This is a genomic window from Geobacter sp. FeAm09 (genome assembly GCF_008330225.1).
In the GTDB taxonomy this organism is placed as follows: domain Bacteria; phylum Desulfobacterota; class Desulfuromonadia; order Geobacterales; family Pseudopelobacteraceae; genus Oryzomonas.
On the sequence record NZ_CP042466.1, the window covers coordinates 2,651,820 to 2,677,216 of the forward strand.

Genomic DNA, 25,397 nt, shown 5'->3' on the forward strand with positions numbered 1-25,397 from the left:
AGGGAATCATTTCTTCACCTCGTCGCTTGCCGCAAGCTGCCGGTTCGGATACTTTTCTATCAGGTAGCCATATTCGGGGCTATTCCTCACAAAGACGCTGGCAACCTTGTCGGAATAGACCAGCCGCCACCCGGGCATTGCCTGCAGGAAACGGGCGAGAACGGAATTGGTATCGAAAAAGACCCACCCGACGGCATATTTGTCGAGCACCTTCTCCCACCCGGCTTGTAACGTCGTGACCTTGAAGTAGTCCTTCAAAATGCCGGCGGAGTGGTACATGTCGAGCCGTCCGTCGATGAAAACCTGATATTGGCCGGGAAGCGCGTAGATCATCACATCGCCGAACTCGTCGTTGTTGAAGACATTGCCGGGAATCCGCTCCCGCTGCAAAAATTCCAGGGCGGCCACCGGTTTGATCTTTGGGTCGAAACCGTAGGATACCCTGCCGGAGACGATGGCGACCGTTATCGCCAGGGTCATCAGGACCGGCCACAGCCGCCCCCGCGCCAGCGCCTCGACCGAGGCGACAGTGGCTTCGCGTCCGCGGAAAAAACGGGCGATCCGGGGAAAATGCTCCTCCATGCCGATATCCAGATGACAGGTGACGATCGGCAGAAGGATCAGGGCAAAAAGCGGGGTGTAGCGCACGGAATAAAGAGCCATATTCAGAAAAAACAAGATCAGGAAGAGATGTACCGGCGACATTTTGCGCCGGCTGACAACGGGAACGGCCACCAGGATAAAGAGGAGGTATTTGAGCATCTGCGATTCGTGAAAGTTCGGCGACAGAAACTCCTGGACGCTGTCCATGAGCGTCTTGTCCAGGGCCAATTGAAAGGGAAACAGGAAGATTTTGTAGCCGAGGGGGTTGAGCAGCGCCGCGGCCAGCGCCAGGCCAAGAATCTTCAACAACAGGGCGACCCGCTGCCTGGCCACGGCAACCCATTGCGTACGGTCGACGAAATAGAGGGACAGATTGCCGGCAAGATAGAGGAAAACGAGAAATATGCCGACGACATACCCGCCATGCAGGTTGACCCAGAGGACCATGCTCGCAGGGAGCAGCCATGCCCGTATCGCCCCTCCGTCCTGCAGTTTTTCCAGGGCGATATACCAGGAAAGCATGAACAGCAGGGAAAATATGTGCGGCCGGGCGAGCCAGTGCATCTTGGCCGATGCGATGAACAGGAGCAGGATGGCCGACGACAGGAGCATGCCCGCCCCCCGGCCACGGAGCATCCGGAACAGGAGAATGTTGGTGACGGCAATCACCAGGGAAAAGAGCAGCACGACCCCCGGCAAGCCGGCAACGCGATGGCAGAGGGCCATGATGATCTCGGCAAGCCACTCGTGGGCGGTCCACGGGAGCTGCGGCCGGATATGCGCGAACGGATCGAAGTGCAGGATGGTGCCGCTCTTCAGCATCAGTTCGCCCGCCCTGATGTGGTAGCCGGTATCCCCGTCGCCCAGCATCCGCATGCCGGCGAAGACAGTGGTGTACAGCAGCACGGCGCCAAACAGGACGTCGGATACGCGGGGGATCAGGTAGTGGCGCACCATGCGGGCCGTTTTCGTTGTCATGGCATGCTCCCCCCAACGGTCAAGGGAAGTTTCGGGTACAGGCGGTTCACCAGGAGAATGGGGCCGGAAGCCACATAGCTCTCCGGAAGCAGGACATCCACCCGGATGCCGTCCGGGTGGAACTTGTGCTCCCGGTAGTCCGTATTGACCAGGGAAGCGAAGCGGCTGATTCCCCGGGGCAGTTCGATAGTTTTCATGCGGAAAGTCCGGCGGTTCTTGCCCCCGAGGAACTCGCGGACCTGTCCGTCCGGAGCCACGGTGTATTCGGCCTGGTAGGCGGTATATTCCGGGAGGTAGTACATCACGTGCCTGAATCCGTAAAAGATGTACGGCCCGATGAACAGCGCCGTGACAGCAGGATCGAACGTTTTGAGATGCTCGAGCATGCGGGCCAGGTCCCGGTCGTGCTTGCGGATGATGGAGGCGGAAATGGGATAGGCCGAAAAGAGAAACAGGGCGAGGTTGACGCCGACGAGGACCGCGGCAATGATGAGGTTCCAGTTCCACGCCAGCAAGGTTGACAGCTCCCGATGGAGATACTCCACCGCCCGGGCCAGCAGGATATACAGGGGGGGCGTGAAGATCAGGGCATAGCCGGGGTTTGCGGGGTGTATGAAGATCAGCAGGTAGAAGAGAACGGCCGGCGCGATCCAGATGGCGAAAAAAAGCCGTTTCTCCTTGTCCATCTGTCCGCATATCCCCCGGCGTAGCGCGATATACCCGCAAAAGAGGAGAACCACGACCCCGGCGCCGATACCGCAGGTGGTAAAATTGAGCAGGGTGTAGGCATACACCAGGAGCATCCCCGGCCCCTGTTCGAAGACGTTGTTGTGCCCCGTATTGAAATGCCAGAGTTCGCGGAATGCGGAACTGTATGCCTCCCAACCTCCGGTGGCGGCAATCATCGGCACGAACCAGGCCAGGGTGACACAAGTGAACGCAACAGCGCCGAACAAAAGCAGACGCAACGGCAATCTCCGGCAGGCATACATCACCAGCGGGAGGAGAAAAATCGGGGTATTCTGTCTAATGCCGCCTGAGAGCGCCAGAATGATGGCAAGCGGCAGCCAGACTGCATGCTTCTTCCCGGCAACAATTTTCCAGCAGAGGTAGGCGATTGCCGCGCTGAAAAAGCTCTCCAGGCCGTAGTTCAGGGCGACCGCGCCGTGGAACCAGAGGTTGGGGCTGGTGATGGCCAGGATTGCCGCAAGAAGCGCGCAGCGCCCGCCGAACATGTCCCGCGCCAGAAGATAGACCACGACCACACACCCGGAGGTAAACAGGACACTGAGGGTTATGAACACCAGGTTCGGATCATCGACGGCCAGGCGGACCAGGCGCCCCAGCAGGACGTAGAGGAAATAGCCCGGCGGATGGGGCTGGTGGAGGCGGATGTCATAGTGATCGAGCGCCAGGGCGTACTGCACCGAATCGATGTGATACAGCAGACGGCCGGCAAAGGGGATGCGGGTCAGAATCGTCATGAAGAACAACAGCAAGGGGACCATCGGTCCCGGCGTAGTGGTACTGGGCAGCTTCATGCAGGCTCCGCAGACAGGGGTTCACAGGATTTCAATCGTCTCACCGATGGCAAGGGTGGTGCTGGCCAGGGTCCCGGCCGGCAGTTCGATGACCGATGCCGCGCAGGGATAGACCGGGGATATCCGGTTGGGCGGCAGGTCGGGGATCAGGGCCATCACCCGGTTGGCCCCGTCCAGGAAAACAGCGTCGATGGCGAACTTCATGCCGATGGTATGGATGCCCTTGCACGGCTTGATCCAGAGCGCCTCCCCGGGGTCGAGCGATTTTCGTCCCAAAAGCCCCTTCATGCGCGCCAAAAGCGAATGGGCCGCATGGACGTTTCCGGCCAGCTCCCGAACCGGTCCCGCGACGACCGCACGCATCTAGCGCCAGAAGGTTTCGGACAGGAACAGGCGGATGCCGAAGGTCCCCTGGACCCAGTAGGGATCGTATTCCCCCACCTTGGTCGATCCGCTCAGGATGTCGCCGGAGATCGTCCGCACCGCTCGGGCTTCGGCGGTCAGGGCGACCCCCTTGGTCAGGAACCAGTCAACCCCGGCACTGACGTGCCCCCCATACGTCCAGTCCAGGTCATAATCGTTGCCGCCCACATGCTTCAGGCTCCCCTTGATGAAATCGGCCCCGAGGCCGATGTAGGGCACCACCGGGCTCGTGGGGATAATCCGGCATTGCAGGCCAAGGCCGATGTCGGTGAGCGTCGCTTCATACGCCTTGATCCCGCCGTTTTTCACATCCAGCTTGGGCAAGTGGATAACGTCCACCTCGGCCGCCACATAGTCGCCGAAACCGTAGAGCAGTCCGCCGCCGCCGGCAAACCCGGTCTTTGTCCCGGAGGTGCCGTTGATGAAATCGTCCTTCACGGGAGTGGCGAACCCGAGCTTGCCGGTGAACCCCAGCCGATTGCCGATGGTGCCGGCCATGGCGGTGGAGGCGAAAAGTACCAGTATGGAAACGACGATTGCCTTGAAAGCCTTATGCATGGTGACCCTCCGGGAGTGTGGTATTACTGCCGTAAAATCGTTGCCGACGCCGTTTGCCCCGCGCTATCCAGCACGGAAACCGTCACCGTTTCAGGCCAAAGAGATGCGTCAGCAAGTGTTGTCGTTAGGGTTGTGCCGGAAAGGCTCACCGTAACGCGTGCCGTATTGCTGGAATTGACGGTGTACGGACCAGCGCCACCGGATATGGTAAGCGTTCTCGTTGCATTCACACCATCGCCGGCGGCAAAGGTAAGGTTTGAAGGAGCCAGTGCCAGAGCGGAGGCTTTGGAATCCAGGTGGTAAAGTTGGCCCACATAAGCCGTCACCGGCACCGTGTCATTTGTCACGGCTTTATATACGACCGTAACCGTAGTGAAGGCGTCAACCGGGGGAGAGGTGATGTCAACGACAACATTGAATATGCCCATGCCGGCCGAGTCGGTTGTGATAGTCTGCCGATTCGTCTCCGGATTCGGCGCGGTAACCGTTCCACCGACAGTTGTCGGCACCAAAAAGCCAACCGTCACATCATTGGGGTTAAGGGTTGTGATGCTGTAAACGTACATGGTAACCGGCACCCCCACCCGTGGGGTGCCATTGGAATCCGTCAGCTTGAACGGAATCGGTTGGTAGACACCCACGACCGGGGTAACCGCGGGGTTCACGGTTTTTGTAAATTCACTGAGCATATTCGTTTGCGATCCGGGCTGTGAACTTGCCGTATCGGTAAACATGATGACGCCTGCGGCGCTGGTTCCCGTCCCGCCTCCCGAACCCGACCCGTTCGTGCCCGTCGAAAACGGATCGCTTACCGAGCCGTTCGTACCCGCATTCGAGCCGCCGCAGCCCGTCAATGCCAGTGAAGACAACAGCAGAATGCATGGGAATAGCCGTTTCAGGTATCTCATATGAAAGCCCCTCCTGAGGTTCGAGTATCGATCCAAAAAACGCTCTATGCACAGCGCAACGGACAACGGTCCGGTAATGATTCAGAGCCCCCCGGGCGGCGTGCCGGATACCGGCAGCGACGGACCGCCCGGGGGGGGTGCAGAGCTATTTCTTGCCCATCCTTACGTACAGCAGCGCCAGTTCCACAGCAATGACCAACAGTAGAATGCTATTGACATCCGGTTTCATGTACGCGCCCCCTTTCTGTGGATTATTTGAAGATCTGGCCGATCTTGATGATCGCCGGCCCCAACATCACAATGAGCAGTGCCGGAAAAATGAAAAACACGAGCGGGAAGAGCATCTTGACGGCGGTTTTTGCCGCCGCTTCCTCCGCGATCTGACGCCGCCTCACCCGGAGTGAGTCGGAATGGACCCGCAACGCCTGGCTGAGACTGGTGCCGAAGCGCTCCGTCTGGATCAGCATGGTCACGAATGCCCTCAGATCATCCTCGTCCGTCCGTTCGGCCATGTCGCGCAGGGATTCCGGCCGCGACTTCCCGGCCCTGGTCTCCATGGCGGAGATCTTCATTTCCTCGGCCAGCGGGTTGCCCTTGAACTGCGGGTTCTCGCAGGCCCGCAGCATTGCGGCGTCAATGCTCATGCCCGCTTCCACACAGATGGTCAAAAGATCGAGGATATCCGGCAGCGTCTGGAAGATGAGCAGCTTGCGCATCCTGGACCTTCTCTGCACATAGACGCTGGGCAGGAGAAAGCCGATTATGGCCAGGGCCACCGTGACCAGCAGCATCTCCTGGTTGGCGATCTTGCCGGTCGGTGCCGTCACGAACATCATGAAGAGGGTGGGGAAAAGCAGGGTAAGGAGAACCTTGCAGCCAAAAAAGACGACCAGGCTCGATTTGCGGTACCCCGCCGAGACGAGCAGCTTCTCGTATTTGGAACGGTCCTTCCCTTCTTGGGGGAGGACCGCTCCGAGGCGGGAGAGAAACCGGCTCAAGGGCGTCGGCTTGGCAATGAGCGTCGGCGCTTCGAACGCCAGGGGCGTGACGACCAGCTTCGAGAGCCGTTCCTTGACGACCATGCGCCGGGAGATGTACCAGTACAGGGCAGTACCGGTAATCAGGGCGATGGACACGAAAACTGATCCGACGATCAACTTTATCATGGCGCCACCCTAGACCTTGATCGAGATGATTTTCTTGATCCACAGAAACCCGGAAAGCTGGGCGCAGATGGCGCCGATCAGCAGCTTGCTGCCGAGCTTCTCCTTGAACAGCACATCCTCGTAACCGGGCATCATGACGTTGAACATGAAAAAGGTGACGATGGGGAGAGCGGCCAGGATGTATCCCGACAACCGCCCCTGGGCGGTGATGACCTGCACCTGCCGCTTGATCTTCAGGCGTTCCCGGATCGTCCCGGCCAGTTTGTCGAGAATCTCCGACAGGTTCCCGCCGATATCGTTGTTGAGCTCAATGGAGGCCACGAAGAATCGCAAGTCGATACTCTCCATGCGGTCGGTCATGCCTGCCAGGGAGTCGGTAATCCTGAGGCCGAGCTTTTGCTGCTCGTAGGCGGTCTTGAAGAGATCGCGCAACGGTTCGTCCGACTCCTGGGCCACCAGTTCGATGGCGCTGGTCAGGGAGTGGCCGGCCCGCAGGGAGCGGGAGATCATGCTCAGGGCATCGGGCAGTTGTTCGGTAAACTTGTCCTGCCGCCGCATCTTCTTGACATAGAGGAACAAAAACGGGACCGCGGCAGCCACGGCGGCCGCACATACGGCGAAGATCAGCCGGTGGGTAAACAGAAACACCCCGAAGAAAGAGGCCGCCGGGAGAAGGATCACCAGCAGTATGAACGTCGTCAGATCGATGGAGACCCCGGCGTGATCCAGGAGCCGCTCGATGGCGCGGCCCCAGCGAAGCATGGTTATCAACCGCTCGAATTGCGGCGTTTCCTTGATGATCTCCGAACGCAGGTCCTCGGACATGGCGTCGTCCGACCCTGCCTTGGCCATCCTGCGGAGCCGCCGTTTCAGGACCGCTTTCGGGGATTCCTGGGCTCTCATGTAGGCGAGCACAAGTGCCGATGCCAGCAGGAAGACGGCTACGAATGTGAAAAAAACGGCTAAGAACATGGCTGCCCCGCCTTATTCGAATATTTCATTCGGAAGACTTATTCCCGAAATCCTGAACCGCTGCATGAAATGAGGCCGGATCCCCGTCGCCTTGAAGGTGCCGACAATTTTGCCGTTGGCATCCACCCCCTGCTGGTCGAAGACGAAGATATCCTGCATGACGACGGTGTTGCCTTCCATACCCGTAATCTCGGCGATCTTGATGATCTTGCGCGACCCGTCCGGGAAGCGCACCAATTGGATGAGGAGATTGATGGCCGACGATATCTGCTCGCGAATCGCCCTGTCGGGGAGGTCCATCCCGGCCATCATGACCATGGTCCCCAGCCGGGATAGGGCGTCCCGGGGCGAGTTGGCGTGTATGGTGGAGATGGAGCCGTCATGGCCGGTATTCATGGCCTGCAGCATATCCAGGGCCTCGCTGCTGCGCACCTCGCCCAGGATAATCCGGTCCGGCCGCATCCGCAGGGCGTTTCGCACCAGGTCGCGCTGCGTGACCTCGCCCTTTCCCTCGATGTTGGGTGGGCGGGTTTCCAGCCGAACCACGTGATCCTGCTTCATCTGCAATTCCGCGGAATCTTCGATGGTAACGATGCGCTCGGCTTCCGGGACGTACTCCGACAGCACGTTCAGCATCGTGGTCTTGCCGGTGCCGGTCCCCCGGAAATGAGGATGTTCAGGCGGATCTTGACGCAGTCCTGCAGAATGAGGGCCATCCGCTCATCCACCGTGCCAAGGGCTATGAGATCGCTCATCTTCAGGGGATCGACCCCGAAGCGCCGAATGGAAAGAACCGGCCCGTCGAGGGCCAGAGGTGGGATAATGGCGTTGACCCGGGAGCCGTCGGAGAGCCGGGCGTCCACATAGGGTGAGGATTCGTCGATGCGCCTGCCGACCCGGGAGACGATGCGCTCGATTATCTGCATCAAATGATTGTTGTCCCGGAAGATGATATCGGTTTTCTGCAACTTTCCCTTGCGCTCGATGTACACATTGCTGCAGTTGTTGACCAGGATATCGGAGATGGAGGGGTCGGAGAGCAGCGGTTCCAGGGGGCCGAGCCCGAAGGTCTCGTGCTGGATATCGACGAGCAGCTTCTCCTTTTCCGTCTGGTTGAGCGGCACCCCTTCGTTGGCGATCAGCCCCTCGATAATCGACCCGATCTCCCGCGTCAGGTCGCCGCTTCCCAGGTAATCGAGCTTGCTGATGTCGATGCGCTCGATGAGGCGGTGGTGGATCCGCTGCTTCAGTTCCTGAAAAAAGACCAGATTCTTTTCCACAGGAAGTTTCTGTTGTTTGGGCCCGAAATGGTCGTTGAAAATCATGGGCAGGTCTCCTGCAGCATCAAGCGTTCAGTTGGCTGACAAGTTTGGCGATAGCCGCGGTAACCGGCGAACGGGGGTAAAGATTCACCACCGGCACCCCCTTGTTGATCGAATCGATGACCGCCCCGTACTCGTTGGGAACGGTTGCGAACACCTTGGTCCCGAGAACGTTTTCAGCGTCGCCGATCTTGATGTCGGCCTTGGGCAGATAGCGGTTCACCACGATCTTGACCGAACTCCGGGCGATGCCCTTGTTCTCCAGCGCCGCCAGATACCGGCGGACGTTCTTGAGCGCCGGCAGGGTCAGGACCGTGTTGAAGAGCAGGTGGTCGGAAGCCCGGAACGTAATGAGGTTCGCTCCGAAAAGAGGCCCCCCGGTATCGATGACCACGTAGGAAAAGGCGCTTTTGAGAAAGGTGAGCACCTGGGTGATCTGCTCGGCGGTGATGCTCAGGGTTTCCTCCACGTCGAGCGGTTCGCTCAGCAGATAGATCCCGGACCCGTGCCGCGTCATGCTGGCCCGCAGAAACTCCGCGTCAAGGCGGTTCACGTTGTTGGTAACGCTGCTCAGGGTGTACTTGGGATCGATGTCCAGAAAGGACGCCACATCGCCGCAGAAGAGGTTGAAATCCACCAGGGCCACATTATCGTTGGCGGCGGCAAGAGTGGCGGCAAGGTTCACGGCAATGGTGGTCGTACCCACCCCACCCACCGGGTTGTATACCGACACGATCTTCCCCTGCCGTTGCGTAACCGGGCCGTTCGCCAACGGCGCCAGGTTTTTCGCCACCTTCCGGAACGCTTCGAACAGCTCGGTCTTGACGACCGGCTTGAGGAAATATTCGCAGGCGCCGGACCGCATGAGGCGCAGTATCCAGTCCGGATTCTTTTCGGTGGTGGCGACAAAGACAGAGGTGGCGGGGAAGTGTGCGGCAATGTGCTGGACCTGGTCTACGCCCACATCCAGGTGCGTCACCCCCAGGATGACGACCGACGGATTGTTGGCCTGGATCAGCCGGTACCCTTCGCTGAAATCCCCGGCCGCCCCCACGAGCCTGACCTTGTCGCCATAGGGCAGGATCAGGCTTTCAATGGCTTCCCGTGTCTCGCGGTCCGAATCGATTATGGCAATAGAGAGGTTTTGGGGCATGGATGACTTTCCGTTATGCGATAGTTTGTTATTGTGCCAGCACCGGCAAGGCTCCGAGCATGTTGCTGTTGGCGCAATCGGTGCACGTGATGGAACTTATGATTATCTCATCCCCGCTGCAAGTGCCGGTTGGCGCAGTGATTTTCCCTCGTGACGGACAAACGTTACCACCGCCCGAACCGCATGCCTTGGTTATTACAATTTCCGCATAACCATAGACATCTTGCCGCCCGGGCTGTTTTGTCGGATCAACAAGCTCTGAAATGGGGACAATGACGTCCCAGCTTGTCACAATTTTATTGCCGTTTTTATCCAATACAAAATTGCCACCAGCATCGACTTTAAATGTTTTTTTGCCGGCATCGTAATTTGGGTCATAGAAGTCTAATTCAACGCTTTTAAAAATATTTGTAACTCCTCCGGTGGTATAAACACCTTGTCCTTTCGGAAGATTACACACCTCGATAAAAGGTAATTTCTCGGCAGGGCAGAAAAAGTTCAGCATGTCATTGGTATTGGACGATGATTCCAGCAGACTCGTCCATGCCATGTTGCTGTCTGATTTGTCATTTATTGTCAAAGTTATCGGCACAGGACTTTTTGCGGGATCACAGGTATCTTTGCCGACCAGGAAGAATGTCCGCGCCCGCGGAGGCCGCCAGGCCACGGCGGCGGCCACGGCACCCATGGTGTCGATGCCGGCTATTTTGCCGAGAAAGAGATTGAACTTGGAATTGGCGCCGATGCCGGTACCGGTATCGCCGGTCCTTCTAGCCACCACTTTCACGGCGTTAACCGGAGCCACAGATGGGGTGAAATGGGGTGTGGCCGCCGGGTTCCAGTTCCCAAGGACGATATCGCCAGCCGGGTCGTTGCCGTCGTTGGTGCTCAGGTTCGGGGTGAAGTTCGTGTCCTTAAAGTTGGGGTCCGTAAAACGTTTTGCGCCGTTACGGGCCCCGGTCTGATTGCTGTAGGCCACGAGGCCGGTGCCGTTCAACCGCCCTGCCCCGGCAAGCGCACCGGCATCGGCCGCTTTCTGCAGTTGCGCCTTGTTCGCATACATATACGCCAGGTCTATGGCGAGTCCAGCCATGGCGATGAACACCACGAGGGATACGGTGACCAGAATCAGCGCCGACCCGACATTATTCAATCCGTTCACTCTCCGAGCGGCATCCATTTGAGCTCCCTTTCCTGCTCAGGGGTCAGCTTCCGGTCCGTGGGGAGTTCCTGCCGTACCCCCGGAGCCAGGGGTTTGACGATCTTCGGCGTGATGAAGAACACCAACTCTTTTTCCGTGGTGCTGTCCTGGGTGGAGCGGAAGAGCGCCCCCAGGATCGGGATGTCCCCCAGAAGCGGGATCTTGGACATGGTCTTGATCGCTTCTTCCTGAAGCAGGCCGGCCAGAACCAGGCTTTCACCGTCCTTCAGTTCCACGCTGGTCTGGAGGGTTCTGATGTCGATGATGGGGTAGCCGTTCACCGCCAGGGTACCGGAGATGCTGCTCACCTCCGCCGGGTCCAGCTTCAGGTTGATCAGACCGTTTTCCAGCACCTCCGGCTTGAACTTCAACTTGACCCCCACATCCTGAAAGACGATGGTAGTGGTTGTCGTCCCCCCGGAAGAGAGGAGGACGCTGTAGGGGATCTTGCTCCCCGCCAGGAAGTTACCTTCCTGGCCGCTTTTGACCAGCATGTTGGGCTCTGCCAGGATCTTGGCGTACCCTTTGGTCGATAGCGCCTGCAGCACCGCGCCGACACCACCGGGGAAGTAGGCCGCGCCGATCTGGTAGGCGTCGAGGGGGGTGTAGCTCCCCAGGCTGGACGCGATTCCCGAAATACCGCCGGAGCTGGAAGAGGATGAGCTCGACGAAGAGCTGCCGGAGGGGGCGCCGACCATATTGCTGAATCCCTCGCCTTTACTCCCCTTGATCAAGAAACTGATCCCCAGATTTTTCAGAGCGGTTTTGTCCATCTGGGCGACCTTCACCTGGAGCAGCACCTGCTGGGGGTTGTCGATGGCGATATGATTGAGTACCTTGGGGGCGAATGCCCGGGCGGTATTTTCGGCCTTGAGGCGGGTCTGCTCGTTGGCCACGCTGCCGGTCAGGATGGCGGTATCGTTGGCGAACTGGACGCTGATGGCGTCGTTGGGCGCAATTTCTTTCAATTGCGCTTCGATGGCCGAACGGTCGCCCGTGACCTTCACGTCGTAGAAGGTGGATACGGGCCGTTCGTCCTTGTCGTCCTTTGTCCAGACGATCATGCTGGTGGTGCCGATCATGATGCCGTCCAGCTTCAGGTCATAGGGAGAAAGGACGTCCAGGGTGACGAACTTGTTGGTGTTGGATGGCCCCGCATCCTGGGAGCGGCGGCGTTCCAGGTCGATCTTGTCCGACTTGGCGACGATGTCGGCATCCTTCTCCTGGTCGGATTTCCTCGTGTTGGCCAGGGTGACCAGCACCATTTTCTTGTTCAGCTTCAGCAACGTGCTTTTGAAGAGCCCGACCTCCAGGGGGATGCCGGCCATGGCGGGGGAAACCAGCGCCACCACCAGAAGAAGGCTCAAAACGGGCAAGAGACAGCTATGTGTGCGGAGTTTGATCATCGAAGCACCTCGTCCAGGAGTTGTCCACCATGGCGGATTATTGCAGCACGAATTCCTTGGTCGTACGGGCCCCGCCGTCGATCACCGTCACCTTGTGGCCGTGGGGTGCAACGGGAGCCGGGCGAATTGCGGCGCTGGTTCCTTCCGGCGCGGCGCGCCGCACCGGGCGGCGAGCCTGAACAGGCCTGGCCTGGACTGGTTTGGCCTGGGCGACCGTGACCACGGGCCGTTCAACTCCACCGAGCACCGTATTAATGGTCGCCCCACCCTTTACATCCACCTGGGCCGTATCGATGATGTTTCTGAGGAGTAGCTGGAGCGACCCCTTGCGGGAGGCATGCACCAGTTTTTCCGAATCCTCGGGGGTCAGGTCCATGGTCACGGTGGGCACGAGCACCGGCTTGCCGTCCTTTTGGTCGGTGATCTGGCCGGTTGCCAGAACCGGAACATTCTGCAGAATAATCTTCGTAACCATCTCGTTGGGATTGTTGGGGATTTGGGTGGTCAACACCACATCGACCCGGTTGTTGGGGGCAATGAAGCCCGCAACGCCGGCCACTTCGTTCACGCCGACCGTAACGGCGCGATGCCCCTGGGGGATGATGTACGTCATGACGCCGGTGGCGGCCGCACTCCCCTCCTTGGGCATCAGCTTCTGTTCGGTAATGGCGTCGCCGGCGCTCAGATTGCGGATCACGACCCTGTTGACGAGGGACTTGGCGTCGGTAAAGCTCCCGGCCGGGACACTGTCCTTCGGCCAGCCTGCCGGCTTGAGGTGGGTCTCGTTCAGCTTCGTGCCGATCGGCAGATCACCCGCCGCGACCATGATGACAAAGCTGGCGGCCTGTTTGCTCTTCAGGCTCTCCTGCTTCAGGTAGGCGTAAACGCCCCAGGAAGCCACCCCTGCAAACACCAGGGCAATGAGCGTTACCATGGTTACTGCCTGTGATCTGTTCATGGTTCCTCCGGGGAGTGCGGGAATTTATTGCTCATAACGCATCGTCGCCCGAGCCGCGATGGTCGTGTAATTTTTAAAGGGAAAATAGAAATGGGGAACAATGGTAGTGAATTTCAGCTTTGCCGTAACGGTGACATCGGCGCCGCTGCCACTGGCGGGCGGCGAAGCCGGGCTCGATTGGGCCAGGGTAATCACGGAAGCGCTTCTCCAACTTCCGGGGACGGCGCTGTACGTCCAGAAACGTATTGAGGTCTGATTCCAACTGGTGTTGACGGCGGCTTTCCGCGCAGCGTGACGCACCGCATTGGTCAGCGTGTTCTTCATGTAGAAGGCTCTGCCGAATTCGATGACCCCAAAGATCAGCAGCAACAGAATAGGGAGGAGCAGGGCGAGTTCGACGAGCGCCTGTCCCCTGGAACTGCGTAGTCGATGCAGGCACGACGGTGGATACGTCATTGCGGCACTCTCGGTAGTGTGGATTACCGGGGGGGCAAGGCCCCCCTCCATTGGAAAAGCTTACATATGAATGCAACCAATCTCCAGAACTACGGGTTTGCCAGCGTACTGGCGGCGTTGCTGTAGGCATTGCTTGCGGCGGTGCCCAGGTATTTCATGGCAACGATTGCCGCTAGGGCGATCAGTACGATGATCAGCGCGTACTCCACCAAGGTCTGGCCCTTTTCACTCTTGGCGCGGCACAGCAGGTTGATGACGAACAATTTGATCGTGTCCATAGAAGCTCCCTCCCTTTCTTGGTTGATGTTGCAACTCTTTGCCGGTAATCAATGATGGTCCCGACGCATCGGCGACGCCGTGCAGCCTATTATGGATTTGCCAAGGCGCTGGTGGCGTTACTGTAGGTATTGCTTACGGCGGTACCCAGGTATCTCATGGCAACAATTGCCGCCAGGGCGATCAGCACAATGATCAACGCGTACTCCACCAAGGTCTGGCCCCTTTCACTCTTGACGCGGCACAGCAGGTTGATGAAGAGCAGTTTGATAGCGTCCATAACGGCACCCCCGTTTTGTTTACAAATCAACACCAATTAGTTTCCGTTTACCATCGTTTTGCAGCATGTCAACCACATGCGAATAATTTTATAAAAATATTGAAATGAAAATTTAATTACTTATAATTGTATTCAACAAATTCAACTGTTTTTTTATTGCAACACTCGAATCGTCGTTTTTGCAAAACAGGTGCCACCTTACAACTCGCTAATTTTATTGATTCTGAATTAAATTGTTTTATTTATTGTCTGCAAATCTGTAAGCATTTTCGACAAAATGTCGGAAGTGTATACATTCCTGGAGCGACCGCCAAAAGGGCGGAAAGCTGGACAGGATTGGATCGTGCTGCGTGCCAGCACAGCAACAAGGTTTTGTGGCGGTGGTAAAGGGGATTTTGCCAGTACGCGGGGAAAGGAGCACCGGCATGCCGGAACGGGACATGAAGCGATGGATCGAATCTTTGGGGATTTCCGCCGGCGAGATGGAAAAGGCTCGCGTGCGCCAGCTCCTGCATGGCGGCAAGCTGACGGAAAGCCTGCTGACGCTGGGGCTCGTTTCCCGGAAGCAGTTGCTCGAATTCGAGCTGCAGACGCCCAAAGCACCGGCGACTGTCGAGAGGACCGGCTTACAGCTCACTTTTATTACCGACTTGGCAACGAAGCACATCCTGTTCATGGGCGAATTCGACCAGCAGGACCTGGCGGAGCGGATCTGCCTGCCGGTCAACCTTGTGGACAAGGTGATGGAGCAGTTGCGCCGGGCAAAGCTTGTGGAGGTTCTTGGCGCCGGTGGGTACTCTTCGGGGACCTACAGATACCTGATCACCGATGCGGGTAAAAATCGCGCCCAGGAGTTGCTGGAGGTCTGCCGCTATGTCGGTCCGGCACCGGTATCCCTCGAGGACTACGTCAGGATGGTGGATGGCCAGACCATACGCCTGGCGGCGATAGACCAGAAGCAGATCAACGAGGCCTTCGCCCACCTGGTCGTCAACCCGAACCTGCTCAAAACAATCGGGCCGGCAATCGGTTCCGGCAGGTCGATCTTTCTCTATGGCCCCTCGGGAAACGGCAAGACGGCCATTGCCGAAGCGATCGGCATGGTCTTTCAGGACCCCATTTTTGTCCCGTATGCGATCTATGTGGCCGGGCAGGTAATTACGGTCTACGATCCGGTCACCCATTTCCCGGTCGCCGATGAAGAGCAGGATTCGCGCGCCGACCGCCGCTGGATACGGGTAAAACGCCCCGTTGTCATGGCAGGGGGCGAGCTGACTTTGAAAATGCTCGACCTCAACTTCAACCAGGTGACCAAGTATTATGAAGCACCTCTACAGATGAAAGCCAATAACGGGATCTTCCTCATCGATGACTTCGGCAGGCAGCAGATCGAGCCCAAAATCCTCCTCAATCGCTGGATCGTACCGCTTGAAAGGAGGGTTGACTTCATGGGCCTGCACACAGGCATGAAATTCACCATCCCCTTCGATCTGCTGGTCCTGTTTGCGACCAATATCGAGCCCGGCGAGTTGGTCGATGAGGCATTTTTACGGCGCATCCGTTACAAGGTGCGCATCGATCACCCGACCATCGCCGAATATGAGGATATTTTCAGGAGGGTCTGCGAGGTCAATGGGGTTGAATTCCAGCAATCCGTCTTCGCCTATCTCACCAACGAGCTGTACGGCAAATCGCCGATCCCGATGGCGGCCTGCCATCCGCGCGACATCATCGATCACCTCGTCGATCAGGCCCGATTCCACAAAACCAAGGCATCCCTGACGAAGGAGGCCATTACCCAGGCATGGAAAACCTATTTTGTCTGACGCTCACGGTCCCATGTCGCGAAATATCCCGTTCCTTCCCCTCCGATGGATCTTCCGCGACAAACTTAACGAGCGTCCGCTATTTTCATTGACAACCAAAACACCATTTGCTATACAGAGTGTTCTTGATCTTGACCATCTGCACCAAGAGATTGTTACCCATTGGGGGTTGTAGCTCAGTCGGTTAGAGTGCCAGCCTGTCACGCTGGAAGTCGCGGGTTCGAGCCCCGTCAACCCCGCCATTCATAAAAGAGTATCCGCTTCGGGTACTCTTTTCTTTTACAAGAGTTCCTTCCCATGCACGAAGAAGCCCCCCGCTATTCGCAGCCCATTGCCAAAGACGCTCCCCTCCCCGTTCACCTGCCGGACTGGATAGCCTTGGCCCCATTCGAAACATACCTGGGAATGAGCATCGACGAAGCCGGCGACGGCAGAGCGGTTCTTTCCATGCCGTTTCGCGTGGCCCATTGCCAGGGCGCGGGGCTCATGCACGGCGGGGCCATAACCTCGCTGGCCGATACGGCCCTCGCCATTGCCATCAAGACCCTCCTGCCCGAGGGGACCCACTTTGCAACCATTGAAATGTCCATGACCTTCAAGCACCCGGTCCGTTGGGGGACAATACGGGGGATTGCCGAGGTGACCGGCAGGAACGAGCGGGATATTACCGGCGCGGTGGCCATCGTGGACGAAACGGGGGTTACGGCCGCCACCTGCACGGCCCATTTCCGCGTCAAGCGGCAGCACAGTGCGCCCCCCACCAAAGGTTCGCACGACACCCCACCCCATCACTAAGCTTCTTTGAGTTCCGCACACAAACAGCACCCCGGCTCCCGCACTCGCGGACGGGTGGGGACGCCACCAGTGCGTGGCCGAACGGCAGCCCGGATGGGGCAGGCGGCCCCTGGCGGAAATTTCCTGATTGAAAAAGCGGGAAGAGGTGCAGGAAGGATACGGGGTCACACAACCAGTGGCGGATCAATTCCCCTGTGCGGTGCGTTTCGTGCGGCTAGTTGAAGCTGACCCTGAGCCCCCTCTCCGTAGGCTTGATCTCGTATTTGGGGAAAGACGAACCGCCCGCGTCGAGGACAATGCGCACATGGTCGGGATACCGCCCGACCCTGATCTGCTCGAGGCCGAAACGGCGGACCGGAATGCCCTTCGCGCCCAGTGAGGTGGTCGCCCCGGGCACATCGATAGCCAGGCGATTCGGCTGGACCAGCTTTATCTGTTCAAAAGACTCCAGACTGCCGGTGGCCTCAACGTCCACATACGTTGTGCCCACCTTTATCGCCGTAATCACCACCCGTTGGCGCGGCGGCACACCAACCGGCACCACCGGTTCGAGTTTCACGGAGGCATTCGGGAGGGGAGCGGGCGTCGCAGCGCTGGGGGCAGGCGTTTCCGGCACGCCGGCGGGCTTGTCCTTCACGGGGGCGGCAGGAGGATCGTCGAGCCCGAGCGGGTCCGCTTCCTGCTGCGGGGCCGGCGGCGCTGCCGCGGCCGGAGGCACTGATGATGCCGGAACGGGTTTGGCGGCGGGGGTGGCCGGGTTTGCCGCGCCGCCGTCAGCCGGCTTGCCGCCGCTGAAAACCACGTTCAATTTCCTGCGATCCGCCGAAGCCGTGACGGAGATATCGGCCTCGGCAACCAGATTGAAGATCACCCGGCTGACCACCATCCCGGCGATCTGCGCCTTATCGACGCTGATGCTGGAGACGGCACCCTTGTTGACGACGATCAGCGGTTCGACCTTTTCCGGGTCGGCATCGGCGATATCCACAACCGCCCGTGCCTGTCCCGGTATTTTGTAATAGGTGTAGGTCAGGGGGATGTCGGCCAGGATCTCCACGCTCAGGCCGCTTCCCGCGACCACCGGCTTGACGTCCAGAAGTTCCGCCGCCAGGACGGGAACCGCGGACAGGACCATGGCCATCATGGACAGGACGACGACAACCCGATATTTCATGCTGCCCCACCTCCAAAAGTTGGTAGTAACACCTTCCCACTGCTTCGCAGATATGATATTGTGATTATATATCATACTTTTTCGGAACTTTCCCATACCTTATCGACCTATGACGCATTTGCCCATGTCCGACAGCCAAACGCTGGAAACAGCTTTCGACCCCCGCAAGCGCTGGATGGGTTACGCACTGGCAACTTCGCTCATGTTGCACCTGCTGGCGGTTGTCTTCATGTTTGCAGCCGGGGGCGCAGTCCGAAGCATGCCGGCCGTAAGCGGCATACTGGTCGAAAACGTCACCTTCGCCCCGGCAATCGGCCCCGCCAAACCGGCAGAGCCTCTGCCTGCCCCGGCGCCACCCGAGGCAGCCCCGCCGCCCGAGGTTTCACCGGACGCAAAGCCCGACCAAACCGCCCCTGCTGCACCGGCAGCGGCCACGGAAAAGGTTTCGGAGGGGATGAAGGAGTTGATGGCCACCCCTCTCGGGCTTGGCATGACTCATGGGTATATCAGCAGTTTGGCGGAAGGCCGCTCACTTCGGGAGGATATTCGCGGATATTATTTCGAATTGGTGGAGAAGATCAATCGGGAGTGGTGGAAACGGGCCGAGGGCCTGAAGGAGCCGATCCGCCGGGATGGCATCATCGAATTGTACCTGCGCCCCGACGGCTCCGTCATCACGCTGAGGATCTATCAGGGAACCGGATCACGGGAAGCCGACCAGGTGCTCCTGGATGTCATCAAGTCCGTATCCCCCCTGCCCCCCCTGCCTGCCGGCTTTGATCAGAAGATGTTCCTGGCGCCTCTCAAGATAAAGGCACCCTCCTCCCTTTTCCGCATTACGGGGTAATGCGGGGTCACCTCAGCTCGAAGTCCTGCAGATCCTCGTCGGAGAAGTCAAGGGAGCCGCCGGCATTCTTGAGACGCGCATGGACGTCCCGAAAGTCGGCATTCACCGCGTCAATCTCTTCCATCAGCCCGGCAGCCCCCTCGGTGTCCCCCTGCGCCTCCAGAACCAATGCCAGCTCGTATTTCACGGCGCAAACGTCTTCAAGACTCAGTTCCGGCGTGGGCAGGGCGTTCAGGATCTCCCGGGCCGCCCCCAGCTCTCCCCGTTCCCGCAGGCAGACTGCTTGCAGCAGGTTGCACGCGACCTTGCGGCCAGGGTCGCCGGCAGCCTGGCGAAACTCGTTGATAGCCTCGTCATACAATCCCATTTCCTTGAAGGCGACCCCCAAATCATAATGGGACTGGGCATCGGAACCGTCCAGACTGCTGCCGAACTTGACGCTGCGCGGAGCCGGAGCGGCCAGGTTCGCCACATCGCCGAACGGCTCGGCCCACCCGTCAGGGCCGCCGGCCTCCCCGCCTTCGGCTGTGGCATCCTCAAACGGGAAGTCATCGATATCCACTTCGATTTCGATCTCGCCGTCATCGGGCAGCGCTTCAGCGCCGCAGGCAGCACCCGAACCACCGAAGGCAATCTCGGCAGCCGGCTCGCCCCCATCGGGCATGCAGACCCCGGCATCCATCCCCTCAACGTCGTTTTCCAAATCCGCCGCGGCGAAAGCCTGCTCGTCCCCGGCGAAAAAGTCATCGGCCTCTGCCGCCGGTTCATCAGCCGGCGTTGGGGCGGCATCGGCTTTTGACGAGAGCTTTTGCAACGTCTCGATCTTGGACGCGAGCTGGGCCGCCTCGTCGTGCATGCCGACCGCCTCGCAGGCCCTCTGGAGCCCTTCGAGGATACGTGGATTTATAGGGTCGAGTTCGGCAAGGTTCCGATAGATCGCCACCAGTTCGTCACATGCGCCGGACGAGGCGACCTCCCGTTCATACCGGTCAAGCAGGCTTAAAGCCCCCTTGACGTCTTTCTGCCCGGCATGACAGGCGATCATACCGGTTTTGGCCGAAACCTCGTCGGGAAAATAGCGCAGAAAGTGCTGATACACCACCATGAGCCGTTGGGGCTGTTCAAGGCGGCGGTACGCCCGGACAACCAGTTCCCATATCTTTTTATCATGGGGATCGTTTTTCAGCAGCGTCTGCAGCCCGCTCAGGGCTTTGGCGGCATCACCCTCGTCCAGTTGTTTGGCCAGCACCTCGACGATGAACTCCGTCTTCCCGGGGAAAAGCTGCTGAATACGGGCATTCAGGCTCGCCAGAGGCCCGCTGTCGCCCCGTTCGTGCAGGAGCTGGGCAAGCTGCCTGAACAAGGCGTAGGATTCCTCCCTTTTGTCGGCCCGGAGATATGCCTCCGCCAGCTTGAGCTTGATGGCCACATTCTGCTGGTCAACATTCTGCATCTTCTCAAGAACCTTGAGCGATTCCCCCGCGTTGGCTTCCCGCTCGTAATAATCGTACGCCAGCTTGTATTCGGCCAGGGCATTGCCGGCCAAGCCGTGCTTTTCGTTCAGCCCGGCCAGGGTCAGAGTCGTGGCGATGTCGCCGGGGAAAAGCTTCTGCACCTGCTTGTACACGGCGATCGCCTTCAGGTAGAAACCATTCGACGCGTAATACTTGCCGATGGTCTCGTATTCGGTACGCGCGCCGTCGGGCTGGCCAGCCTTGACCAGGAGTTCGGCCAGCTTCTGGCGCAGGTTGATGGCGGACGGATCAAGAGACAACACCTGTGCATAGGCCTTGACGGCCTTGTCCAACTGGCCGCGCTGGATGTACTTCTGAGCATCCTCTATCAGTTTGTCCTTTGGGGAACCCACCGTTTGAACGTCCTTTCGCTTTCAGCCCACCCGTCCCGAATGAGGCGGGGATTGTTCGTAAACATACGCAAATAGTTAATCAAACGCCAACGACATGTCAAGCATATTAAAGCCATGATACCCGGCACTTTGCCGCGCCGGCGCGCTCAATTACATTTTGACATGCCTGGGGAAATACAGTAGGCTGAAATACTTTGAACGAGTGGGCCCCAGGGGCGGTCGGCCGTCGTATTCATCTGCTCATTCGAGAATATTCCGGAGACGAATCAATGCGTTTATTACCGAAGGCAAACCCACTGTACGAGAAGATACCCGCCCTCAAGGTAGTGCTTCCCGAGGTGCTGAACAAGCTGGCCAAGGGCGGTTTTTCCGGTTATCTCAGGCATACCGATACAGATTTCGAGGCGGATTGTATCTTTGTCAAGGGGGTGCTGATCTGCGCCAGCGCCTGTGAGGGGGAGAAGGAACGAACCGGCTTCGAGGCGCTCGCCCTGATATTTGACAAGATCCTCACTTCCGGCGGCGAGATCGACATCTATCGCATGACCGCCGACCTGGCCGTATGCGCCCACGCGCTGCTCCTGGGCGGCAAACTGCTGAACGGCAGCGAAGTCCGCCAGATCGACATCAAAGAGACGTTGACCCAGCTCAGGAATCAGGGGCTGAACGGCGTGGTCCGGTTTTACACGGCACAACGCTCCGCCATGATCTTCTACAAGGATGGTCAGCCGATCGGTTATTATCACGACGAGGCCAAAGCCGTCGAGGCATCTCCCGAAGAGTCGCGCAAGGTTGCAGCGCTTCCGGGGGCGCTGGTGGATATCTGCTCCACCAAGCCGATGGAGGAACTGACGCGGTACGACCTCCTGAAGATGGTCAATCTGGACAAGCTCTGGGAGGCCGCCCAGGCCCGCCAGACGGCCCCGGCTTCCGAAGATGCCCCGCTTGAACGGAAAGGGGCGAAGGCCGGGCTGGATGAGGAGAGGCTCCAGGCGCTGGTGGAGGATCTCAAGGAGATCGCCGCGGCATACCTTTCAAAAGAGGGGCGCATGGCCGTCGAAAAGGGGCTGCAACAGGCCGGCGGCAGCCGGGTTCTCTTCGAAGACGAAAAGAGCGGGATCTTCATCGACCTGCTCGAAAGCGAGGCCAGACGTATCGATGGCAACGCCCGCATCGACGAAATGATCGACCTGATGAAATCGGAAATAGCAGGGCGCCTGGCAGTATAACCGGTGGACCGCATGCTGACGGGAGCGGATGGTGCACTTCCAGCAACTACTCAAAGAGTATCTCCAGGTCCACGGTTATTGGGTCCTGTTCGTCGGCACCTTTCTCGAAGGGGAGGCGATCCTGATCATGGCGGGATTCCTGGCGTTCCAGGGGTATCTGAATGTGGCCGGCGTCATACTCACCTCGTGGGCCGGCTCCTTCCTCGGCGATCAGTGTTACTTCTACCTTGGCCGTTTCAAAGGCAAGAGCCTGTTGCGACGGTTTCACTCCATTGCCCGCAAATTCCGCGAAGCGCTCCGCCTGATCGAGAAGTACGGATCGTTCGTGGCCTTCATTTCACGCTACACTTACGGTTTTCGCATCGTGCTTCCCATCATCCTCGGCATCACGAGCCTGGCGCCCCGGACCTTTTTCTGGATCAACCTGCTGAGCGCCCTCTCCTGGGCGGTGGCATTCTCCCTGGCCGGCTACCTGTTCGGCAAAAGCGCTGCGCTGGTGCTGGACGATGTGGGTAAATACGAGCAGTACCTGGTGCTGGTGCTGGTGGGGTTCATCATGATCACCTGGTGTTTCCACGCCTACCACGCCTTCAAACTGAAAGGGCCGGCCAGGCACCGACTTGCCAGGATGCGCGCCCTGCAGAAAACAAGGAAAACGACCCCATGAAATCCATTCTGGACACTATCTCCATCGTATTGGTGGAACCGCAGTCTCCCGGCAACATCGGCATGGCCTGCCGCGCCATGAAAAACATGGGGCTCTCCCGGCTTCGGCTGGTCAAAGGGTGTGACCGGTTCCATCCCGAATCCCTCAAATTTGCCGTAGCGGCCAAAAACCTGCTGGAAGAGGCGGTGGTCTTCCCCGATCTCGCCTCCGCCCTGGCCGACTGCACCCTGACCGTCGGCACCACCCGCCGGCACGGCAAATATCGCCAGGAGATACTCTCGCCGACGGAGGTGGCCGCCAGCCTCAGGGAACAGGCCGGCCCGGAGTGCCCGGCGGCAATCGTCTTCGGCCGCGAGGACAGCGGGCTGACCACCGAAGAGCTGTCGCTGTGCCGCTGGCATGCCACCATCCCCTCGGCCGATGACTACGGTTCCCTCAACCTGGCCCAGGCGGTCCTGGTGTTCTGCTACGAACTGGGCAAGGCCGGCTCGCCTCCCGGCGGGGGCCGCACCACGCCACTGGCGACATCGGAGGAGATGGAGCCGTTTTTCAACCAACTCGGCTCCTGCCTGCTGAAGATCGGCTTTCTCAACGAGCAGAACCCGGAGCACATCATGCGCTCCATGCGGCGGATATTTTTCCGGGCCGAACTGGACGGCCGCGAGGTTGCCATCCTGCGGGGCGCACTCTCCCAGATCGACTGGGCCTGCAGCGATTTCGACGGAAGGAAGCGGCCGTGAACCTGGACCCCACGTTCCTGGGACTCGTCGCCGGCACCCTGACCAGTATAGCGGCCGTCCCCCAAGTGATAAAAACCCTGCGCACCCGCCATGCCCGGGACATCTCCGTCTGGCAACCGGTGCTGCTCTCCATCGGCGTTGCTCTCTGGATCGTTTACGGTATGCTTATTCATAACCTGCCGTTGATCGTGGCCAATATCGTGCCCTTGGCATGCAACGCCCTGCTCACCGGCCTGAAGCTCCGCTATCGCAACGACACCGTCTGACCCGTGCCGACATTTCAGCCTGCAAAACGGCAATGAGGCCACAGGGCCACGAAGGCACAGAAGAAAACCGTGGAGTTTTTCCACCCGAAACCATCCGCCGAAACGGTGCATCACCAGTGAAATCATCAACGATGCAATCTTTCGGTTTTGTCGTCTCGACGGCTCTGCGACCCTGTGGCGCCAGTTTTTCAGGTTCACCACCAAGCACAAACGGAGGAACTACCAATGAAGAGAATCGTCGCAAAACTGCCCATCCTGCTGTTGCTGGCCCTCCTGTCCGGCTGCGGCTACAACACCATGCAGGCCAACGAGGAGGCGGTCGTCGCCGCCTGGGGGAACGTGGAATCATCCTATCAGCGCCGGGCCGACCTGATCCCCAACCTGGTGGAAGTGGTCAAGGGATACGCCAAGCATGAAGCCGATACCCTCAAGGCGGTCACCGAGGCCCGCGCCAAGGTCGGTTCCATGCAGGTCAGCAAGGATGTCCTCAACAATCCCGAGAGCCTGGACAAGTTTCAAAAGGCCCAGGGGGAACTCTCCGGCGCCCTCTCCCGCCTGATGGTGGTGGTGGAGAAGTACCCGGACCTGAAGGCCAACCAGAATTTCATGGACCTGCAGAAACAGCTCGAAGGGACCGAGAACCGCATAAACGTGGCCCGTGAGCGCTACAACAAAAGCGTGCAGGTATTCAACACCAGTATCCGCACCTTTCCCAATTCCCTCACCAACTCGCTGCTGCTGCACCTGAACCGCAAAGAGGCGTTCAAGGCGGAAGAGGGGGCAAAAACGGCGCCCAAGATCAAGTTCTAGCTAAAACCGTGTCCCGTGCGGCCGCTTCTCCACCGCACGGGGCACGCACGGTGACGGGGGCATTACCATGAGGTTACGCAACATATTCATACTGGCGCTTCTGGTGCTCCTGCCTCTCCCGTTGCCGGCCCTCGATGTACCGCAGCTCAACGGCAGGGTCAACGATTATGCCCGGCTGCTGTCGCCCGAAACCGCGCAGCGGCTGGAGCAGAAACTGGCCGCTTTCGAACGCGGTTCTTCCACCCAGATAGCCGTGCTGACCGTCCCCACCCTCCAGGGGGACGATATCGACCAATTCTCCATCCGCGTGGCCGAACAGTGGAAGCTCGGGCAGAAGGGGAGGGACAACGGCGTGCTGCTGATCCTGGCCCAGGCCGAGCGCAGGGTGCGCATCGAGGTCGGCATGGGACTCCAGGGGGTGCTGCCGGACATAACCGCCAGCCATATCATCCGTGACGTCATGCGTCCCCATCTCAAATCCGGCAACTTCGACCAGGGCATCACCGCCGGCATCGACGCCATCATCGCCGCGACCGCGGGTGAATTCAAGGCCACTCCCCAGGATGCGGGCAAACGGGCTCATAAAAAAAGCTCGTCCTCGCTCCCGGTGCTCCTCCTGCTGATCGCTGTCGTGGCCGTCCTGCTCGGCGCCTTTTCCCGCTACCTGAGCGGCCTGGCCGGGGCGATCGGTCTGCCGCTGGCCGCATTCCTGGCCTTTCCCGGCCTGGGCCTGGTGATGTTGTTGATCCTGGCCGGCGTCGGCCTCGTGGTGGGATTCCTGCTCAGTCTCTTGTTCTCCGGCATGTTCGGCGGGGGGGGCGGAGGCGGTTTCTACGGCGGAGGATGGGGAGGCGGCGGTTTTTACGGCGGCGGGGGTGGTTCATCCGGTGGCGATGGCGGTTTTTCCGGCGGGGGCGGCGACTTCGACGGCGGCGGGTCGTCGGACGATTATTGATGCCGGTTTCGGGTCAAGAA

Annotated in this window: 25 protein-coding genes, 1 tRNA gene and 1 pseudogene; 10 read left to right on the top strand and 17 right to left on the bottom strand. The window is 59.2% G+C overall.

Features of this window, described 5'->3' with window-relative positions:
- Positions 1–6 precede the first annotated feature (6 nt).
- The 15 genes and pseudogenes from FO488_RS12370 to FO488_RS12440 form a co-directional block, all read right to left on the bottom strand.
- Positions 7–1,581 carry a hypothetical protein gene (locus FO488_RS12370; protein ID WP_149210836.1) on the bottom strand — a complete coding sequence of 525 codons (1,575 nt, stop codon included), beginning with the start codon at positions 1,579–1,581 and terminating at the stop codon, positions 7–9.
- On the bottom strand, positions 1,578–3,122 hold the full coding sequence (locus tag FO488_RS12375) for a glycosyltransferase family 39 protein (protein WP_149210837.1): 1,545 nt from the start codon (positions 3,120–3,122) through the stop codon (positions 1,578–1,580). The genes FO488_RS12370 and FO488_RS12375 overlap by 4 nt, the downstream gene beginning before the upstream one ends.
- A 21-nt stretch (positions 3,123–3,143) precedes the next feature.
- Entirely contained in the window at positions 3,144–3,485 is a 342-nt protein-coding gene (locus FO488_RS12380) for a DUF192 domain-containing protein (protein WP_149210838.1), read from the bottom strand.
- Entirely contained in the window at positions 3,486–4,103 is a 618-nt protein-coding gene (locus tag FO488_RS12385) for an outer membrane beta-barrel protein (RefSeq protein WP_149210839.1), read from the bottom strand.
- Between the two features lie 23 nt (positions 4,104–4,126).
- Positions 4,127–5,011, bottom strand: a complete 885-nt coding sequence (locus FO488_RS12390) for a hypothetical protein (protein ID WP_149210840.1) — start codon at positions 5,009–5,011, stop codon at positions 4,127–4,129.
- A gap of 251 nt (positions 5,012–5,262) precedes the next feature.
- Positions 5,263–6,177: a type II secretion system F family protein gene (locus FO488_RS12395; protein WP_149210841.1), complete on the bottom strand. Its 915-nt coding sequence runs from the start codon at positions 6,175–6,177 to the stop codon at positions 5,263–5,265.
- 9 nt (positions 6,178–6,186) lie between these two features.
- Positions 6,187–7,149: a type II secretion system F family protein gene (locus FO488_RS12400; RefSeq protein WP_149210842.1), complete on the bottom strand. Its 963-nt coding sequence runs from the start codon at positions 7,147–7,149 to the stop codon at positions 6,187–6,189.
- Between the two features lie 12 nt (positions 7,150–7,161).
- Positions 7,162–8,474, bottom strand: a pseudogene (locus FO488_RS20665) (CpaF family protein).
- Positions 8,475–8,493: 19 nt separating this feature from the next.
- Positions 8,494–9,624, bottom strand: a complete 1,131-nt coding sequence (locus FO488_RS12410) for a CpaE family protein (protein WP_149210843.1) — start codon at positions 9,622–9,624, stop codon at positions 8,494–8,496.
- A 28-nt stretch (positions 9,625–9,652) separates the two neighbouring features.
- Positions 9,653–10,804: a pilus assembly protein TadG-related protein gene (locus FO488_RS12415; RefSeq protein WP_149210844.1), complete on the bottom strand. Its 1,152-nt coding sequence runs from the start codon at positions 10,802–10,804 to the stop codon at positions 9,653–9,655.
- On the bottom strand, positions 10,783–12,231 hold the full coding sequence (locus tag FO488_RS12420; protein WP_149210845.1) for a type II and III secretion system protein family protein: 1,449 nt from the start codon (positions 12,229–12,231) through the stop codon (positions 10,783–10,785). The genes FO488_RS12415 and FO488_RS12420 overlap by 22 nt, the downstream gene beginning before the upstream one ends.
- A 37-nt stretch (positions 12,232–12,268) precedes the next feature.
- Positions 12,269–13,189 (bottom strand): Flp pilus assembly protein CpaB, encoded by a 921-nt coding sequence (gene cpaB, locus FO488_RS12425; RefSeq protein WP_149210846.1) that lies wholly within the window; start codon positions 13,187–13,189, stop codon positions 12,269–12,271.
- A gap of 24 nt (positions 13,190–13,213) precedes the next feature.
- Positions 13,214–13,645 (bottom strand): TadE/TadG family type IV pilus assembly protein, encoded by a 432-nt coding sequence (locus FO488_RS12430; protein WP_149210847.1) that lies wholly within the window; start codon positions 13,643–13,645, stop codon positions 13,214–13,216.
- A gap of 89 nt (positions 13,646–13,734) precedes the next feature.
- Positions 13,735–13,923: a Flp family type IVb pilin gene (locus tag FO488_RS12435; protein WP_149210848.1), complete on the bottom strand. Its 189-nt coding sequence runs from the start codon at positions 13,921–13,923 to the stop codon at positions 13,735–13,737.
- Positions 13,924–14,012: 89 nt separating this feature from the next.
- Entirely contained in the window at positions 14,013–14,201 is a 189-nt protein-coding gene (locus tag FO488_RS12440) for a Flp family type IVb pilin (protein WP_149210849.1), read from the bottom strand.
- A 425-nt stretch (positions 14,202–14,626) separates the two neighbouring features.
- Between FO488_RS12440 and FO488_RS12445 the strand changes: the two genes are divergently transcribed.
- From FO488_RS12445 to FO488_RS12455, 3 genes are all read left to right on the top strand, one after another.
- Complete coding sequence (locus FO488_RS12445; RefSeq protein ID WP_149210850.1) at positions 14,627–16,027, top strand: ATPase; 1,401 nt, start codon at positions 14,627–14,629, stop codon at positions 16,025–16,027.
- Between the two features lie 165 nt (positions 16,028–16,192).
- Positions 16,193–16,269 (top strand) — tRNA-Asp (locus FO488_RS12450).
- Between the two features lie 55 nt (positions 16,270–16,324).
- A complete protein-coding gene (locus FO488_RS12455; protein ID WP_149210851.1) occupies positions 16,325–16,822 on the top strand; it encodes a PaaI family thioesterase in 498 nt (165 codons plus the stop codon).
- 214 nt (positions 16,823–17,036) lie between these two features.
- Here the strand turns inward: FO488_RS12455 and FO488_RS12460 are convergent, their stop codons facing one another.
- The gene (locus FO488_RS12460) at positions 17,037–17,996 is read right to left on the bottom strand and encodes an AMIN domain-containing protein (RefSeq protein WP_168206019.1); all 960 of its coding nucleotides are present in this window, start codon (positions 17,994–17,996) and stop codon (positions 17,037–17,039) included.
- Between the two features lie 124 nt (positions 17,997–18,120).
- On the opposite strand from FO488_RS12460, the gene FO488_RS12465 reads away from it, so the two are divergent.
- Positions 18,121–18,843, top strand: a complete 723-nt coding sequence (locus FO488_RS12465; RefSeq protein ID WP_168206020.1) for a TonB C-terminal domain-containing protein — start codon at positions 18,121–18,123, stop codon at positions 18,841–18,843.
- Positions 18,844–18,850: 7 nt separating this feature from the next.
- On the opposite strand, the gene FO488_RS12470 is transcribed toward FO488_RS12465, so the two are convergent.
- On the bottom strand, positions 18,851–20,710 hold the full coding sequence (locus FO488_RS12470; protein ID WP_149210854.1) for a lipopolysaccharide assembly protein LapB: 1,860 nt from the start codon (positions 20,708–20,710) through the stop codon (positions 18,851–18,853).
- Between the two features lie 269 nt (positions 20,711–20,979).
- Here FO488_RS12470 and FO488_RS12475 point away from each other — a divergent pair, with 269 nt between their 5' ends.
- The 6 genes from FO488_RS12475 to FO488_RS12500 all read left to right on the top strand — a co-directional run bounded on the left by FO488_RS12475 (position 20,980) and on the right by FO488_RS12500 (position 25,377).
- Entirely contained in the window at positions 20,980–21,939 is a 960-nt protein-coding gene (locus FO488_RS12475; RefSeq protein WP_149210855.1) for a GTPase-activating protein, read from the top strand.
- A gap of 28 nt (positions 21,940–21,967) precedes the next feature.
- Entirely contained in the window at positions 21,968–22,606 is a 639-nt protein-coding gene (locus tag FO488_RS12480; RefSeq protein ID WP_149210856.1) for a DedA family protein, read from the top strand.
- Entirely contained in the window at positions 22,603–23,346 is a 744-nt protein-coding gene (locus FO488_RS12485; RefSeq protein ID WP_149210857.1) for an RNA methyltransferase, read from the top strand. Before FO488_RS12480 ends, FO488_RS12485 begins: the two co-directional genes overlap by 4 nt.
- Positions 23,343–23,612 carry a SemiSWEET family sugar transporter gene (locus tag FO488_RS12490; protein WP_370514278.1) on the top strand — a complete coding sequence of 90 codons (270 nt, stop codon included), beginning with the start codon at positions 23,343–23,345 and terminating at the stop codon, positions 23,610–23,612. Before FO488_RS12485 ends, FO488_RS12490 begins: the two co-directional genes overlap by 4 nt.
- Positions 23,613–23,837: 225 nt before the next feature.
- Positions 23,838–24,422, top strand: coding sequence for a LemA family protein (locus tag FO488_RS12495; RefSeq protein ID WP_149210858.1), 585 nt, complete (start codon positions 23,838–23,840; stop codon positions 24,420–24,422).
- Positions 24,423–24,489: 67 nt separating this feature from the next.
- Positions 24,490–25,377, top strand: coding sequence for a YgcG family protein (locus FO488_RS12500; RefSeq protein WP_149210859.1), 888 nt, complete (start codon positions 24,490–24,492; stop codon positions 25,375–25,377).
- The last annotated feature ends 20 nt before the right edge of the window (positions 25,378–25,397 follow it).

Excerpts from the sequence above, each read along its gene's own strand:
- FO488_RS12370 (WP_149210836.1), bottom strand. The coding sequence starts at position 1,581 with ATGACAACGAAAACGGCCCGCATGGTGCGCCACTACCTGATCCCCCGC.
- FO488_RS12375 (WP_149210837.1), bottom strand. The coding sequence starts at position 3,122 with ATGAAGCTGCCCAGTACCACTACGCCGGGACCGATGGTCCCCTTGCTG.
- FO488_RS12380 (WP_149210838.1), bottom strand. The coding sequence starts at position 3,485 with ATGCGTGCGGTCGTCGCGGGACCGGTTCGGGAGCTGGCCGGAAACGTC.
- FO488_RS12385 (WP_149210839.1), bottom strand. The coding sequence starts at position 4,103 with ATGCATAAGGCTTTCAAGGCAATCGTCGTTTCCATACTGGTACTTTTC.
- FO488_RS12390 (WP_149210840.1), bottom strand. The coding sequence starts at position 5,011 with ATGAGATACCTGAAACGGCTATTCCCATGCATTCTGCTGTTGTCTTCA.
- FO488_RS12395 (WP_149210841.1), bottom strand. The coding sequence starts at position 6,177 with ATGATAAAGTTGATCGTCGGATCAGTTTTCGTGTCCATCGCCCTGATT.
- FO488_RS12400 (WP_149210842.1), bottom strand. The coding sequence starts at position 7,149 with ATGTTCTTAGCCGTTTTTTTCACATTCGTAGCCGTCTTCCTGCTGGCA.
- FO488_RS12410 (WP_149210843.1), bottom strand. The coding sequence starts at position 9,624 with ATGCCCCAAAACCTCTCTATTGCCATAATCGATTCGGACCGCGAGACA.
- FO488_RS12415 (WP_149210844.1), bottom strand. The coding sequence starts at position 10,804 with ATGGATGCCGCTCGGAGAGTGAACGGATTGAATAATGTCGGGTCGGCG.
- FO488_RS12420 (WP_149210845.1), bottom strand. The coding sequence starts at position 12,231 with ATGATCAAACTCCGCACACATAGCTGTCTCTTGCCCGTTTTGAGCCTT.
- cpaB (WP_149210846.1), bottom strand. The coding sequence starts at position 13,189 with ATGAACAGATCACAGGCAGTAACCATGGTAACGCTCATTGCCCTGGTG.
- FO488_RS12430 (WP_149210847.1), bottom strand. The coding sequence starts at position 13,645 with ATGACGTATCCACCGTCGTGCCTGCATCGACTACGCAGTTCCAGGGGA.
- FO488_RS12435 (WP_149210848.1), bottom strand. The coding sequence starts at position 13,923 with ATGGACACGATCAAATTGTTCGTCATCAACCTGCTGTGCCGCGCCAAG.
- FO488_RS12440 (WP_149210849.1), bottom strand. The coding sequence starts at position 14,201 with ATGGACGCTATCAAACTGCTCTTCATCAACCTGCTGTGCCGCGTCAAG.
- FO488_RS12445 (WP_149210850.1), top strand. The coding sequence starts at position 14,627 with ATGCCGGAACGGGACATGAAGCGATGGATCGAATCTTTGGGGATTTCC.
- FO488_RS12455 (WP_149210851.1), top strand. The coding sequence starts at position 16,325 with ATGCACGAAGAAGCCCCCCGCTATTCGCAGCCCATTGCCAAAGACGCT.
- FO488_RS12460 (WP_168206019.1), bottom strand. The coding sequence starts at position 17,996 with ATGAAATATCGGGTTGTCGTCGTCCTGTCCATGATGGCCATGGTCCTG.
- FO488_RS12465 (WP_168206020.1), top strand. The coding sequence starts at position 18,121 with ATGTCCGACAGCCAAACGCTGGAAACAGCTTTCGACCCCCGCAAGCGC.
- FO488_RS12475 (WP_149210855.1), top strand. The coding sequence starts at position 20,980 with ATGCGTTTATTACCGAAGGCAAACCCACTGTACGAGAAGATACCCGCC.
- FO488_RS12480 (WP_149210856.1), top strand. The coding sequence starts at position 21,968 with ATGGTGCACTTCCAGCAACTACTCAAAGAGTATCTCCAGGTCCACGGT.
- FO488_RS12485 (WP_149210857.1), top strand. The coding sequence starts at position 22,603 with ATGAAATCCATTCTGGACACTATCTCCATCGTATTGGTGGAACCGCAG.
- FO488_RS12495 (WP_149210858.1), top strand. The coding sequence starts at position 23,838 with ATGAAGAGAATCGTCGCAAAACTGCCCATCCTGCTGTTGCTGGCCCTC.
- FO488_RS12500 (WP_149210859.1), top strand. The coding sequence starts at position 24,490 with ATGAGGTTACGCAACATATTCATACTGGCGCTTCTGGTGCTCCTGCCT.